Origin of the sequence: Lacinutrix himadriensis, from assembly GCF_001418105.1 — a bacterium.
GTDB lineage: Bacteria > Bacteroidota > Bacteroidia > Flavobacteriales > Flavobacteriaceae > Oceanihabitans > Oceanihabitans himadriense.
Genome location: NZ_LIQI01000017.1, coordinates 83,719 through 99,350, shown reverse-complemented (window position 1 = coordinate 99,350; position 15,632 = coordinate 83,719). Strand labels below are relative to the sequence as shown.

The following is a 15,632-nucleotide window of genomic DNA, read 5'->3' as shown; positions in this document are numbered from 1 at the left end:
AAATTGCTTCCTTCGAGGGAATTAAAAAACTAATCTAAATAACCCATTTTTTTCATCCAATCGTTATTGAACATTTTTCCAACGTAACGACTTCCATGATCATGAAAAAGAACAACTACAACATCGTCTTTTTTAAATTCGTCTTTTAATTGTAGTAGCCCTTTTATTGCTGCTCCTGCACTATTTCCTAAAAACATACCTTCTTCTAACGCTAGTTTTTGTGTGTATACAGCTGCATCTTTATCGGTTACTTTAGTAAATCCATCAATAATAGAAAAGTCTACATTTTTTGGTAAGATATCTTCTCCAATACCTTCGGTTACATAAGGATAAATTTCTTTCTCATCAAAGATTCCTGTTTCGTGGTATTTTTTAAATACAGATCCGTAGGTATCAATTCCCCAAACTTTTACATCTGGATTTTGTTCTTTTAAGTATTTACCAACTCCAGAAATAGTTCCTCCTGTTCCTACTCCAACCACAAAATGCGTAATCTTTCCTTCGGTTTGTTTCCAGATTTCTGGTCCTGTACTTTGGTAATGTGCTTTTGCGTTACTCGGATTATCATATTGGTTTACATACCATGAATTTGGTGTTTCTTCTCCCAAACGTTTAGAAACCGAATAGTAAGATCTTGGATCTTCTGGTGCAACATCTGTAGGACAAACAACAACTTCTGCTCCATGTGCTCTAAGTACATCTGTTTTTTCTTTAGATTGCTTATCGCTAATTACAAAAATACATTTGTATCCTTTTACAATGGCAGCAAGTGCTAATCCCATTCCGGTATTTCCTGAAGTTCCTTCTATAATAGTCCCTCCTGGTTTTAAACGTCCGTCAGCCTCTGCATCTTCAATCATGGTTAAAGCCATTCTGTCTTTAGCAGAATTTCCTGGATTAAAAGTTTCGTATTTAGCTAGCACCAAACAAGGTAAGTCTGCTGTTAATTTATTTAGTTTTACTAATGGTGTGTTACCAATAGTTTCTAGTATGTTATTTGCGTATTCCATGTGTTCTTCCCTTAAAAACGGGAATCTTTTTTTAATTCAACCTTTTATTCGAAGTGCAAAAATAGTTAAAAGGGAATAGTTAAAAGTTAAAAGTGAGTTTTTATTTTGCGTTAGCGATTGAGCAATTGTTGGAGCTCCTTGAAAAGAGCGACTTGTGAAAGCGCGGTACTACGAAGCTTTTGCGCAGTAGTAAACGCCCAACTTATAAAAACACTTCTGGCTGGCTTGTATGTTCTTGAAAAACCATTTCACTGAGATACACAGAGAATTGCCGAGTTTTCACAGAGAAAGATTAACTAGACGGAAGACAGAATACTGAGACTGTTAAGAAAAACCTACTCGAAACGAATGGCTTTGACTGGCGAAATTTTGGTAATGAGGTAAGACGGAATTAATAGCATGAGTAAACACAGAATAAAGGTTCCAATATTTAATGCTATAATATAACCGAAACTGATATAAACAGGCACTTCACTTACGTGATATACGGCAGGATCTAACGGGAATATTTTTCCATATTTTTGTGCGAATAGTAAGGTTAGTCCTATTAGGTTTCCCAAAAACAATCCTTTTAAAATAATATAGCCTGCGTTGTATAGAAACATTTTACGAATGCTCCAATTGTTACTTCCTAGCGCTTTAAAAATACCTATCATTTTTGTGCGTTCTAGTATTAAAACCAGTAATGCGGTTATCATGTTTATTCCTGCAACTAGAATCATGATACCTATAATACCATAGGTGTTTTTATCGAAAATACGAATCCACTCAAAAATAGAAGCATGTTTTTGTTCTACCGTTACTGCGTTTAATAAAGACGGTGTATTTTGAAAGACTTCTCTGTATTTATCGTTTAATTGCGAATAATCTTCTAATAAAACCTCGAAGCTTCCAACTTGGTCGGCTTCCCATTTGTTTAAACGTTGTATATGACGAAGGTCTCCAATAACATAGGTTTCATCAAATTCTTTTAATCCGGAATTGTAAATACCAACGATATTATATCGCAATGGTATTGGCATTGCGTTAGGATCTTCTTTTCTAAAGAAAGTGGTAAACGTATCGTTTAAAGAAAACTGCATGCGTTTTGCTAAATCTTCTGAAATTAGCACGTCTTGATTTCTCTCTTTGGTATAATCTGGTAATCTGCCTTCGATTAAAAATTCTTGAAAATAATCCCAATCATAATCTGCTCCTACCCCTTTTACAATGATGGCTTCAAAATCGGTTTCGGTTCTAATAATTCCGAATTTAGATGCCACTGCTTGCACGTTTTTTATGCCATCTACATTTTTAAATGTTGGGTAGAAATCTTGTTTTGTAGAAATTGGTTTTCCGCTTTCTTGCGAGTTATTACTATCGAAATTAGAAATAATAATATGTCCATTAAAAGCCGAAACTTTATCTCTAATTTTTTGTTGCAGACCAATTCCTGTGGCAACCGCGATCATCATCACTATGATACCAACAGCAATTGCCGCGATTCCAATTTTTATTATTGGTGCCGAAACACTACTTTTATACGCTTTACTATCAATAATGCGTTTAGCTATAAAAAACTCGAAATTCAAACTAGATTATGCGATTTAATGTTTTCAAAAATACAGTTTTATTATTTGTTTTGGTATTAATTTCTTGCGGAAGTAAGGCAAAATCTGAAGCTAGCAGTTCTAATATGGAAGTTATGGCTAAAAACGAGATCCTTCTACAAGGGCAGCAGGATAGCATACAGCAGATTATTAGCAAAGAATTAATTCTAGGTGCAAACCAAACCGAAGCCTATTTGCCTTTACTAAACGGAAAACGTGTTGGTATTGTCGCCAATCAGACTAGTGTGGTATTTAAAGAAACAAGTAAAAAGACAAAAGGCAAAAGCTACACACATCTTGTAGATTCTTTAATCGCATTAAAAGTGGATGTAAAAAAAGTATTTGCTCCAGAACATGGTTTTAGAGGAACTGCAGATGCTGGTGAAGTAGTTAAGGATGGTATAGATACCAAAACAGGTTTGCCAATTGTTTCGTTATATGGCAAAAACAAAAAGCCTTCGGCAGAACAGCTTAAAGGTTTAGATCTTGTGATTTTTGATATTCAAGATGTTGGTGCTCGTTTTTACACCTACATTTCTTCTTTACATTATGTGATGGAAGCTTGCGCGGAAGCAAATATTCCAGTTTTAATTTTAGATAGACCAAATCCAAATGGTCATTATATTGATGGTCCTATTTTAGAAATGGAACACAAAAGTTTTGTTGGTATGCATCCTATTCCTGTGGTGCACGGAATGACTATTGGTGAATATGCTAAAATGATTAATGGCGAAAAGTGGTTAGAAAATAATATACAATGTGATATTACTGTAATTGCTATGAAAAATTACACACACGATACGGTTTACCAATTACCAATTAAACCTTCGCCAAACTTACCTAATGCAAAATCTATAAACTTATATCCTAGCTTATGCTTTTTTGAAGGAACAAACGTAAGTGCAGGTAGAGGAACAGATAAGCAGTTTCAAATATTTGGTAGTCCTTTTTTAGACACTAAAATGTTTCCGTATACTTATACCTTTACACCAAAACCAAACGAAGGATCTAAGTACCCAAAACATGAAAATAAAGTCTGTTATGGTATGGATTTAAGCACTAGTAAGTATTTAAGTAGATTAGACCTTAACTATATTATTGAAGCGTATCAGGCTACAGAAAATAAGGAAACATTTTTCAACAACTTCTTTACCAAGCTAGCTGGAACTAGAGAACTACAAAAGCAAATTGAAAGCAAGCATACTGCTTACGAGATTAAGAAAACTTGGGTTAGAGGCTTAGCAACTTATGATGCTATGCGACAAGCCTATTTATTGTATAAATAAAAAGCCTCTAGAAAAAATCTAAAGGCTTTAAATACTTGCAAATGAATTTGCTTTGTGACTAATTCAACCTAGTTGTATGGTTCTCCGTTTGGTCTTAAATTTTCTGCTCTATACTCTTCACGAGATTGCACAGCATAACGACCATTTCTTCCATTAGTAAGGTTATAACTTTTATATTCTGTAGAATCTAAACTAGGTTTTTTTCTTTCTACAACTCTAGTTTGTCTCTCTGGTTTCGTTCTAACTATCTTTTCCTCTTTTACAAGTTTTACCTGCGCTATAGGTTCCTTTTTAGGTTTTGGCGTACGAGTAGCAACTCTAGTTTTCTTTTTAGGTGTTACTTCTTTTTTAACTCTTACCTTTTTTACAGGTACTTCTGCTATTACATCAGCAACGACCTTTTCTTCCTCTTTAATTATTGGATCTTTCTTTCTTTCCTTTTTAAGAGGCACTTCTGCTATTGCTTCTGCAACAACTGCTTCTTCCTCTTTAATTATTGGCTCCTCTTTTCTTTCCTTTTTAACAGGCACTTCTGCTATTGCTTCTGCAACAACTGCTTCTTCCTCTTTAATTATTGGTTCTTCTTCAATAATTTCTGGTTCTGGCGTAACCTCAGCAATTAGCTCTTCTTCTATTATAGGATCTTCAATTGGTAAAAGTCTAGAAATTCTAAAAACAATAGTTTTTTGGTATTGGTATATGTCATCACTCTTTTCTATTTGAAAAGCTGCAATAGTGTATTCTCCAACAGGAATAGATGCCAATGGAATACTAGTCTTTTTTAAACCTCTTTCTACTTCAAAAACTTTAGATGCGTATGTACCAATAAACTCTACTTTATAAAGATTGAAATCACTACTTAAATGAAGCGTATCTCCTGCTCTATTTAAATTGTGTTGTAAACTATTAGCTTCTGAGTTAACATTTTTTGCAATTGTAGAATATACTGTGTTTTGAGCAAATGATGTACTAAATGCCATCATGAACATAAACAAGCATAATATCGTAATTTTCCCCTCTTTCATTACGTGAATTAATTTAATCATTTTATTGAATTTGATAAGCGCTATTAATCAAAATCCGATTCAAAGATTACATTAATTTACAAAAAAAAGACACTTATATATGGCTTAAGAAGAAATATTCGTTGAATACCAAGTTTTACAGACGAAATGCTATTCGACTGAAATAAAAGACTTTAGTTTCTACCAAATTGAAGAAAAAACGTAAAACACTTTCGATTTTTTACAAAAACCAACAATATAACAAGCTTTCACTTCAATACACACAGCACTTTTAAAATTTTAATATTTTTGTTGCCAAATCTGCAATAATACATCTGGAAAATCAGTAATTATTCCATCGACATTAAAGTCTATCATTTCTTGCATTTGAAAAGCAGTATTCACAGTCCACGGAATTACTTTAAACCCTTGTTCTTGATAATAGTTTGTAGTTTCTTTATCTAACAGTTTATAATACGGACTTATTATTTCTGGCTTGTAGCTTAACTGCTTTAGTTTTTCTGAAATCCCTTCGGATGCATCTACCAAAATAGCCACTTGCATTTCTGGAGCTTGCTTTTTTATTTCTTCTAGAATACGTACATCAAAAGATTGCAAATTACACCTATTAAACACTTGATGTTCTTGAATAGTTTGTAAAACGAGTTTCACAAATTCTTTTGGTTTAGGTGTGAAAACACCATCATATACAGGAAGCGCTTTAATTTCAATATTGTATTTAATATTTTTATTTAATGCTTCAGAAGCACTAAAGACTTCATCTAGCGACGGTTTATAGGTTTGTATTTTTTCTTGATTGGGGAATCTTTCATAAAATTTTGTGCCACAGTCGAAATCTTTAATTTCTAAATATGATAATTGGTATAGATTGTACTTTTCACCATCCGGTTCTGGAATTTCTTTTCCGTTAGGATCTAAACAAATATCTGGATTCATATAAGGTTCGTGTGAGACAATCACCTTATTATCTTTAGATATAGCCACATCCAACTCTAAGGTATCCACGCCTAATGCTATTGCTTTTTGAAATGCAGGAAGTGTGTTTTCTGGCATTAAACCTCTACAACCTCTGTGTCCTTGAATATCTATTATTCGTGAAGTTTTACTATTCATAAATAGAAATGATAATTAATTTTCTTTTGCATCTAACTTGGTAGCATTTCTGTATTTTTGAAATGGTTGTTTTAGCAAATTAGTAATGCTACTGTTTTCTGCTTCGTGTGGAAAAACATCGACTCCATAGATTAATTTGTCTCTATCTAATTTCATGAATGTCCCCAAAAGTCTATCCCAAACCGAAAAAATATTTCCGTAGTTAGAATCGGTATAAGGCAACACATAATGATGGTGTACTTTATGCATATCTGGAGAAACCAAAAAGTAACTTAACACAGTATCAACCTTTCTAGGCAACTTAATATTAGCATGTGTGAATTGTGTAGCGATTAAAGATAGTGACTGATACAACATTACAATTGCAATTGGTGTACCAACGATAAACACTCCGAATAAAGTAAAAGCAAAACGGATAATACTTTCTAACGGATGATGTCTATTTGCTGTTGTTGCATCTACTTTATGATCGGTATGATGTACCAAATGCACCTTCCATAAGACATTCACTTTGTGTTCTACAAAATGGGCTAAATACGCTCCAAAAAAGTCCAGAAAAAATACACCTAGAAATACATATAAAACTAACGGCATTTCAGGTAACCAATTAATAATCCCAAAGTCGTTTGCTTTCACCCAATCGGCACTTTTAAGTAGCAAAAAAGCGAGTGCAAAGTTTATAATTATTGTTGTTCCCGTAAAGAATAAATTTGGAACTGCATGTTTCCATTTTTTATATTCGAATTTATACAGCGGTAAAACACCTTCTAATAGCCAAAAAAATGTAATTCCTCCAACAAGAATAAGACTTCTATGTAAGCTAGGAATAGTTTCAAAGTAGTTTATAAGGTTTTCCAAATTTGAAATGTTTTGTTTTAAAGATAGTAAAAACGATTTTTCTCGTAGCTCTTATTTTCTACACAAGGAATTACAGCAACTCAAAACAAAACTAACACGCTAAAAACTAGACCTTTATTCGTTTTTTCATTTCTTCTACAATATTAAAAGCTGCCGGACAAATAGCCACGTTTTTCATGGTAAGATTAGAAATTTGCTGAAACTTTTTTCTGTCTGTATGCGGAAACTCTCTGCATGCTTTTGGTCGCACATCATAAATGGAACAGTAATTATCTGCTCCTAAAAAGGTACAAGGTACAGACTGCAATACATAATCATTGTCTTCATCTACACGCAAATAATTAGCAATAAACTGCTGTGGCTTTTGCTTAAAATGTTTTGCAACTCTTTCTACATCTTTATCGGTAAACAAAGGACCTGTAGTTTTACAACAATTAGCACAGGTTAAACAATCGGTACGCTCAAATTCTTCTTCATGCAATTCTTGCATGATGTAATCTAAATTTTTTGGTGCTTTCTTTTTTAGCTTTGTAAAAAAGGTTTTGTTTTCCTTATGCTTATCTTTGGCAAGCTTTGGGAGTTCTTTTAGAAATTCTTCCATAAAGCAAAAGTAATTAAACTTGTTAATTAGAACGAAGTGATACAGCAAAATAATCAGGATGTTTCGACTGCGCTCAATATGACAGAATAATTAATTAAACACAGATTGCTGGATTCGCTTCGACTGCGCTTAGTGTGACTAATAACAATAAATAAAAAGATTTCCGTTTTCACGGAAATGAAAATAAAATTTTAATGAAAGATTTATTCGGAAAAGCCTTATTAGATTACCAAAACGGAAACTATACAGAAGACATTATTACTTCTACCAATATTAGTGATGCAGATGAATTACCGATTCCATATCTTTTTAGAAGTTTTTCTGAAATGCCTAAACTTGAGCAAAAAGCTTTACAACTTTCCAAAGGAAAAGTATTAGATGTTGGAGCAGGAGCTGGTAGTCATAGTTTGTATTTACAGGAAAAAAACATTGCAGTACAAGCTATAGATATTTCTAAAGGAGCTATAGAAGTTTGTAAAAAGAGAGGCGTTCTTAAAGCGGAAGTAAAAGATCTTTTAAAGGAAACCGAAACTTTTGACACTATCTTATTACTGATGAATGGTACAGGAATATTTCAAGAGCTGGATCAAGTGGCGACGTATTTGAAGCATTTAAAAAGTATTTTAAATCCGGACGGACAAATATTAATAGATTCTAGTGATATTAAATATATGTACGAAGATGAAGATGGTGGATTTTGGATGGATACTACTGCCAATTATTATGGCGAACTCGATTATTTTTTAAGCTATAAAGGAGAGGATGAAAAACCAATGAAATGGTTGTATTTAGATTTTAACACCTTGCTTACTGCTTGTACTTCGGTTGGGCTAAAATGTGAATTAATTACAGAAGGAGACCATTTTGATTATTTAGCACAATTATCATTATAATAATTAACAATTGCTATTAGTTCTTCTCTCTTAAAAACTTTATTTTCAATTTTGGAAACCAAGCTAGAACAATCACTAAAAAATTCCATGGCACGTTTTCTAAATGATTTTAATTCTGCGTAATTAAAAGGAATTGGAACCTCTTCATTTCTAACTAAAAGAGACTCTGTAATTACAGAAATTCTATTATTAGAATTATAATTAACTTTTCGCTTAAGAAGTTTAACCTTACCATCTACGATTAATTCAGCAAAACCCTTTTTATTTTTTTTCTTATTTTTATTAATGGTAATGATAGTAGCTTCTCTATTTTTTTTAATCCTTTTCCCTTTAACCTTTTTTGTATAGGAGACCTTTAAAATTACTTTCTCTATTTTTTTAGCTTCAATTAGTTTGACGGGCTTTCTATCTGCAATTCTAAATCTTAATTTATCATTTGCATAAAATGGACCTCCTGTTCCTCCTATTGGTAATTTTGCTTCTCCAGCTTTAACAGTTCCATCTATAAAATGAACTTCCGCTTTTGACCAAGAGTCATATTGAGCATGACTTAATTGTATACTACTGAAAATTATAAAAAGGAATAGAATATTTTTATTCATGCTAAAGTTTATAAGTTAAATCCTTTTTCGCTTAACTTATCTACTATCGTTCTATAAAAACCACTACTCCACATTTCAGAAATTTTGCTCATAGAAGCATTCATAGAATCTTGAGATCCCGTAATTTTTTGTCCGGTATCACTTCTGTAAAACTCGGTTAAAGCTACTTTATCCCCTTCGGTAAGGTTCCCTGCTTCTTTAAACATATTTTGTCCTGCTTTCGTTGCATACAAATCATTCATGTTTTTTACATCTTGGTGAGTAAAATGTCCGCGATACGCAGAAACTACCATTTGGCTTAATTCTTCTAACGATTCTGTTTTAAGTCCTTTAAGTTCGTTCCAAAGCGTTTCTGGAACCTCTTGTGAAGCATATTGCTCTTGCAACATACCAAACATTTGATCTACTACATCTTCATAATAGGCATACGTACCATTGCTCTTAATACATTGTTTTACGTCTTCGCTATACGCATCTACTTGTGCAAAAGTTGTTGTAGATACAATTAAGGCGATTACTAGTGTATATATTTTTTTCATGTTTACTTTCCGCGAAAGCGGTAATCTTAGTTAATAAATGTTTTTACAAAGAAAGCAATTATTGTGCCACGCCATCAATAAAAGTTTGCTGCACTTTTATATTAGTAATTTCAAGAACAGGAACTTCCATAATATCTTTATCTAAAATAATAAAATCTGCAAACTTACCAGCTTCTATGCTTCCTTTTTCTTGTTCTTCAAAATTAGCATGTGCTGCCCAAATGGTCATTCCTTTTAAGGTTTCTTCTCTGGTTAATGCGTTTTCTTTATTAAACCCATCTTCTGGAAATCCTTTTACATCCTGTCTAGCTACTGCAGCGTAAAAGGTTAAAAACGGACTTACCTGCTCTACAGGGAAATCGGTACCTAAAGCCACGCTTCCACTCTTTTCTAATAAAGCTTTATAGGCATAGGCTCCTTTTATTCTTTCCTTTCCTAAACGCTCTTCTGCCCAATACATGTCACTTGTAGCGTGTGTTGGTTGTATGGAAGGAATGATGTTTTCGTTTTTAAAAAACTCAAAATCGTTGTCTGTTATTACTTGCGCATGTTCTACTCGCCAACGTCTGTCTGTTTTTCCTTCTAGTGTTTTATTGTAGGTATTTAAAACAAAGTGAATTGCCGAATCTCCAATCGCATGCGTATTCATTTGATAGCCTGCTTTTTCAATTCGTGTCGCCAAGTTTTCATAATCGTCTAAACCAATAACCATGGCTCCAAAATGATCGTGTTTATCGGTATACGCTTCTTTTAAAACTGCTCCGCGAGAACCTAAAGCGCCATCTGCATACACTTTTACGGATTGTACATTAAGTTTTTCGGTTTTAATTTTTCCTTTAGGAAGGTAATAATCTAGGTTTTCTTTGGTATTGCTAAGCATAGCATACACGCGCATGTTTAGTTTTTTAGCTTGTTGTAAACTATCTATAAGTTGAATAACATCTTTATTTAATCCTGCATCAGAAACGGTTGTTAATCCTAAACTAGTACAAATCGTTTGTGCTTCTAGTAATGCTGCGATTTGTTCTTGCTTAGTTGGTTTCGGAAAAATGGCTTCTACCAACGCCATAGGATTATCTATTAAAACTCCGGTAAGTTTTCCATTTTCTAGAAGTATTTCTCCTCCTGCTACTTTGGTATTTTTGGTAATCTTAGCTAAGTCTAAAGCAGCTTGATTACATAACATAGCGTGACCATCAATTCTGCTTAATACTACTGGCGTTTCTGGAAATAATCTATCTAATAATGCTTTGTTTGGGTATTCTTTTTCTTCCCAATCGTTTTGATCCCAACCATGACCTATAATAAAAGACTTCTTTCTTTTGTCCTGAAAATCGGTTACTCTTTTTATAACATCTACAAAACTAGTGGTACCGACAAGGTTTACAATTTGGGTAAACTGACCTAATGTATAAAAATGACAATGTGCATCTATAAGTCCCGGAACGATGGTTTGTCCTTTAGCATCGATAATAGTATCTGCAACAAACTTATTTTTAATATCGATTGTATTACCAACTTCTATAAACTTTCCGTCTTTAATTGCGAATGCTTCTGCGGTTTCAAAGTTTGGATTTACAGTGTATACTTTTGCGTTGGTAATTATGGAGTCTACTTGTTGTTTTTCCGTATTACATGAGAAGATTAGCAATAGAATTGTAATGGAAAGAATATTTTTCATTGGTGGAAGTTTTTGTAAATATAATTTATTTGAATTAAAAAGACAGTTCTAAAGTTCTCTTGACAAAAACATAAACACTTTACAAATTCCAAACTTAAGGCTAGAGTTAATAACAAAAAAACACCCCTAATGAGCTACGCTCGGTATCTTCAATGAAAATATATTTTCATTTCGATAACCCTCGAGGGGACATCCAAAACATGAAAACTTAATTCTTAATAATCTTTGTGGTCTGTATACCAATTTCCGTTTTTATTTTCACAAAGTAAACACCTTGAGAGAATGCGCTTGTGTTTATTTCTGTATCTAATTTATTTCCTGTAAATGAAATGGTTTGTAACTGTCTTCCGTTTACATCATAAATAGAAACCGTTTCTAGTGCATTTTTACTTTTAATATGTAAAACATTATTTATTGGATTTGGATACATTGTTACAAAATCTTGCATTGAAGTTTCTTCTACACTTAAATTTTCACCAATAGTTGTTTCTTCATTATTGGTTATAATTGGTGCATTATAATCAAAATAAATTTCTGCATCATTAGCAAAAGAATCTCCCAAAGCTAAGGTTGCTAATGTTTTTATTTTAAAAGCAACATAGCCATCATTATTGGCATCATCAAAAGGAAGATTAATATCTTCGAAAATAAATTCAACGATATTATCTTCTTTAATATTGGTTACAAAATCGTGGCTAGCATGCAAAGGAATTAATGTAGACACATCATATTTAGCCAAATCTATTTCATCTTTCACCACAATATTTACAGCACTCGCTGTTCCTGTATTTTCAAAACGAATCATGTAATGTACATATTTACCGACTTGATCTGGTGTAATGATTTCACCTTGTAAACAGGTTTTATCATTAGGGTCTAAAGAATTAACAACAATTTGTTTTAATTGAAAATTATTATCTGAAAGCGTTTCGTCTGTTTCTAAAGGATAAATATTAGCGACTAAACCAAGTGGGTCCCCATCATTTAACGGAGGTGTTTCTGTTGGTGTATTTAAATTGAAAGTAACGAGTATTTCTCGAGTTTGAAATGGTTGCAAATTGGAATAAGACCATGTTAGCACATTTGCAATATCACTATCTATATTGGGTGTTGCTGAAACAAAGTCCATCAATCCAGCATTTTCATTATAAATTAACTCTAATGTACCAGTTAACGTTGTGCTTCCTTTGTTTTTATATATTATTTTATAATCGGCATCAAAGCCAGGACGCGCTTGATTTAATGGGATGATTACAATTTCTAAATCATCTTTTTCTCCATTAGGAGTGATACAAAAATCTTGGGTATAAGGACTAGCGTCTGATGGAAAATCTACTGTAAAACTTTCTGGGCTAACGTTAAAATAATCTGGATTTTCAAGAACTGGTCTAATTGTGTGATCACCTTCAGTTATAGGGATTGAATATGACTCTGTAGAATTAGAAAACAAAGTATTAGAGAAGCCATTATTTGTGATATTTAATTTAAGGCTAGGATAAACAATATCGTTTATATCACATCCATTATTATTTAAATCGATTTTATTTTGTCCTTCCATAGTATAAAAATCTCCTCCTGGAACAAACGAACAATAACTATTTATTGTTACATTAGACAGACCAGAATTATTCGTTATATAATTAAATAAAAAATCATAATTTTTATTATCAATACATACATAAGATAAATTATTACAATTAATAAGATTATAAAAAATAACACTTTTACCGTTTTTTGCATTTATATAAAACAAATTAGGACTATTAAATACATTCAAACTAAGTAGTGCTGTATTTGAAATATCTAAACTTGGTAATAAAGTTTCATCTGCTGACATTTGTTCTAATAAACTATTTTGACTAATATCTAAAGCTTCTAATGGATTATTAGAGCAATACAATTCTAATAATTCTAAATTATGTGACATATCTAATGATTGCAATTGATTTTGTGTAATAGTCAAATGTTCTAATGAAACATTTTGTGAAAGATCGATTTGTGTTAATTGATTCTCGGAAACTTCTAACCTGTTTAACAATAAATTATTAGATAAATCTAACGAAGTAATTTGATTTGCAGGTAAAATCAAGAGTTCTAACTGTGTTAATTGACTAATGTCTAAACCTTGCAAATTATTAAAAGTAAGATCCAATTCAATTAAATTAACAAAATATTCTAAACCAATAGTATAATAAATATTATAATCTTCTAAATCTAATTTCAGCACAGCTTCAGCTTCCGAAACTTGTATTTCATTATCGTTATTTGTATCTACATCTCCATCACTATAACCATCTCCATCAAAATCAGCACAATACTCATTAATTAGTGCGTTTTTAAAATTAGGGTCAGGAATATAAATGTTTTGAGCTTGAGCCATTGAAAAAGTAATACAAGCCAATACGAGTAGGTAAATATGTTTCATGAGGTTTCGTTTAAGATACTGCAATAATAGAGAGAAATAAAGAGTTTACAAAATAACAAAAGCGCTCATTATGAACGCCTTGCTTTAACACTTCCCAATTTATCTTTATTAGAAAACTAAAAACACCTTCCCTTAAAAAAGGAAGGTGTTTTTTATTCTTTATGAAATTAGTTCGTTTGAGATTTCCATCTTCGCGGAAATAAAAAAAAGCAATTTTAGAAATCAAACTTATACGTTGCTCCTGCAAGAAACTGTAATCCTTGAACAGGATAATTTTGCCAACGGTTATATTCTTGATTTGCAATATTATTCACTTTTGCAAATGCCGACCATCTATCGTTTAAATGATAACCAACATGTGCATTAGCATCAAAGTAACTTTTTAAGGTGATGGTTTCCGTAGGATTTAACAACGCTGGAAAAGTGATATTCTGAACATCATTAAAACCAGTCAATCCTTTTCGTTCTCCTACATAGAACAGATTTGCTCCTGCAAACCATTGTTTCGTTATTTGATAATCTAAAAATAGATTTGCTTTTAGGTTTGGAAGATTCCACGCTTCTGCTTCTTCATCTACATTATAGCTAAAATATGCTGCTTTGACTCCTAAGGTGAAATTTCTATTGATGTCTGCCTTTATCTCTCCAGAAACACCAAAGGTAGAAACGTCATCATAAACAATACCGAAAGCGTTTCCGTTTTGGTAGGCTTCATCTGCGTCAAATCCGTAAGGAACTAGATTATTTCGGTACATTGCTTTATCGCCTTCCGCTATATATTTTCCTTTAATATCATAACTCATTCCGTTGGCTATCTTTCCTTTTAAACCGACAAAAACATTATATTTTTGATCGGTTGGTGTCATAAATAAGGTAGGCGATACAAACGGATTTTCTTGTGCAAAATCATAATAGGTATTCTGAACCAAATCCCCTTGAATTCCTCCATAAGCGATTAAAATTTCATCTACCATTCTGTACGATGCTGAAATATTTGGATAGATAAAGAACTTACTTTTTCCGGATTCTGTATCATTTAAATAAAACAACGAAACTCCTAAATCTAGCGTTAAATCTTCTTTTATTAATTGGTATGTTGGTGAAAGTCCGATATTAAAGTTACCATATTTTAAGGCTTCTTCTGTAAAATAGTTTCTATCAAACTTCCCTCCTAAATAATCGATTCTTAAACCGATATTAAAGTCCAAATCTTGCATCGTAAAATCCCCATCGGTATTTACCAGAAATCTGTTTTCCCCAGAACTATTATTATCTCCAAATCGTCTATACAAAACGCTAGCTTCATTAATATACGAATCTGTAAAAGCTACATTTCCTCCAAGATTAAATCCGTAGAAAGTATGATCTACATCTCCAATGGCATCCGCTGCAGCGTCATCATACAAAGGCTGTGGTATACCATACCAATTGTATTTTTGGTGTAAAAACCCTCCTTCTATATTCCATGCCACATCGCGTTCGTTTCTAGCATAGTTTGCACTTACTTTGGTATTTGAAAAATTATCGTCTAAAAGGAGATCGTTAATACCGCCTTGCGAAGAATGATGACTGATATAACCACCTACACTTTCGGTTCTACTAATGGCATGATTTAAATATACTTCCCCTAAAATGGAAGTATACATTCCTGCTGCAAGTGTTGCATAATTGTCATATAACTTTGCTGGTTCTTCTTTATCTACCACTGCTGCTTTTCCTTTTGCTGGCGTAAAAGTAGATGCTACAGGAAATGAAAAAATATTGTATTTAATTTCCTTTTTGGCAGCTGTTGTTTCATCGTCTAAAGATGGAACTTCCTTTACTTTAAAAGCATCGGAAACCGTAGGTGTATATGGTTTTATAACCTGAATTACATCTGGATTTAAGGTGTCTTGTTCTCGTTCTTGGGAAAACGTAACCATTACATTAAAACTTAAGATGGTTAATACTATATATTTAAATTTGTTTTGCATATTCTTTGTATTCAATATTCTAAGGTTTAAAGCTTAC

General features: G+C 32.5%; 13 protein-coding genes. 2 read left to right on the top strand and 11 right to left on the bottom strand.

Annotation, left to right across the window (positions count from 1 at the left end):
- Positions 1–29 precede the first annotated feature (29 nt).
- Together AMD28_RS05120 and AMD28_RS05115 are read right to left on the bottom strand one after the other, a co-directional pair.
- Complete coding sequence (locus AMD28_RS05120; RefSeq protein ID WP_055443088.1) at positions 30–1,010, bottom strand: PLP-dependent cysteine synthase family protein; 981 nt, start codon at positions 1,008–1,010, stop codon at positions 30–32.
- A 335-nt stretch (positions 1,011–1,345) separates the two neighbouring features.
- The gene (locus AMD28_RS05115) at positions 1,346–2,581 is read right to left on the bottom strand and encodes an ABC transporter permease (RefSeq protein WP_055443087.1); all 1,236 of its coding nucleotides are present in this window, start codon (positions 2,579–2,581) and stop codon (positions 1,346–1,348) included.
- A gap of 8 nt (positions 2,582–2,589) precedes the next feature.
- Between AMD28_RS05115 and AMD28_RS05110 the strand changes: the two genes are divergently transcribed.
- A complete protein-coding gene (locus tag AMD28_RS05110) occupies positions 2,590–3,885 on the top strand; it encodes an exo-beta-N-acetylmuramidase NamZ family protein (protein WP_055443086.1) in 1,296 nt (431 codons plus the stop codon).
- 68 nt (positions 3,886–3,953) lie between these two features.
- Here AMD28_RS05110 and AMD28_RS05105 read toward each other — a convergent pair whose 3' ends face one another.
- From AMD28_RS05105 to AMD28_RS05090, 4 genes are all read right to left on the bottom strand, one after another.
- Positions 3,954–4,931, bottom strand: a complete 978-nt coding sequence (locus AMD28_RS05105) for a hypothetical protein (RefSeq protein WP_152975551.1) — start codon at positions 4,929–4,931, stop codon at positions 3,954–3,956.
- A gap of 258 nt (positions 4,932–5,189) precedes the next feature.
- Positions 5,190–6,023 (bottom strand): glycerophosphodiester phosphodiesterase family protein, encoded by an 834-nt coding sequence (locus AMD28_RS05100; RefSeq protein WP_055443084.1) that lies wholly within the window; start codon positions 6,021–6,023, stop codon positions 5,190–5,192.
- Between the two features lie 15 nt (positions 6,024–6,038).
- Positions 6,039–6,881: a sterol desaturase family protein gene (locus tag AMD28_RS05095; RefSeq protein WP_055443083.1), complete on the bottom strand. Its 843-nt coding sequence runs from the start codon at positions 6,879–6,881 to the stop codon at positions 6,039–6,041.
- A 106-nt stretch (positions 6,882–6,987) separates the two neighbouring features.
- Complete coding sequence (locus tag AMD28_RS05090; protein WP_055443082.1) at positions 6,988–7,482, bottom strand: YkgJ family cysteine cluster protein; 495 nt, start codon at positions 7,480–7,482, stop codon at positions 6,988–6,990.
- 194 nt (positions 7,483–7,676) lie between these two features.
- Here AMD28_RS05090 and AMD28_RS05085 point away from each other — a divergent pair, with 194 nt between their 5' ends.
- Positions 7,677–8,375, top strand: coding sequence for a class I SAM-dependent methyltransferase (locus AMD28_RS05085; protein WP_055443081.1), 699 nt, complete (start codon positions 7,677–7,679; stop codon positions 8,373–8,375).
- On the opposite strand, the gene AMD28_RS05080 is transcribed toward AMD28_RS05085, so the two are convergent.
- The 5 genes from AMD28_RS05080 to AMD28_RS05055 form a co-directional block, all read right to left on the bottom strand.
- Positions 8,351–8,977, bottom strand: a complete 627-nt coding sequence (locus tag AMD28_RS05080) for a hypothetical protein (RefSeq protein WP_055443080.1) — start codon at positions 8,975–8,977, stop codon at positions 8,351–8,353. The two genes, AMD28_RS05085 and AMD28_RS05080, sit on opposite strands and share 25 nt — an antisense overlap.
- 8 nt (positions 8,978–8,985) lie before the next feature.
- Positions 8,986–9,516, bottom strand: a complete 531-nt coding sequence (locus AMD28_RS05075) for a DUF2059 domain-containing protein (protein WP_055443079.1) — start codon at positions 9,514–9,516, stop codon at positions 8,986–8,988.
- Between the two features lie 58 nt (positions 9,517–9,574).
- Complete coding sequence (locus AMD28_RS05070; protein ID WP_055443078.1) at positions 9,575–11,197, bottom strand: amidohydrolase; 1,623 nt, start codon at positions 11,195–11,197, stop codon at positions 9,575–9,577.
- A gap of 208 nt (positions 11,198–11,405) precedes the next feature.
- Complete coding sequence (locus AMD28_RS05065) at positions 11,406–13,622, bottom strand: T9SS type A sorting domain-containing protein (protein WP_083478242.1); 2,217 nt, start codon at positions 13,620–13,622, stop codon at positions 11,406–11,408.
- Between the two features lie 215 nt (positions 13,623–13,837).
- Positions 13,838–15,595 carry a TonB-dependent receptor gene (locus AMD28_RS05055; RefSeq protein ID WP_055443075.1) on the bottom strand — a complete coding sequence of 586 codons (1,758 nt, stop codon included), beginning with the start codon at positions 15,593–15,595 and terminating at the stop codon, positions 13,838–13,840.
- Positions 15,596–15,632 lie beyond the last annotated feature (37 nt).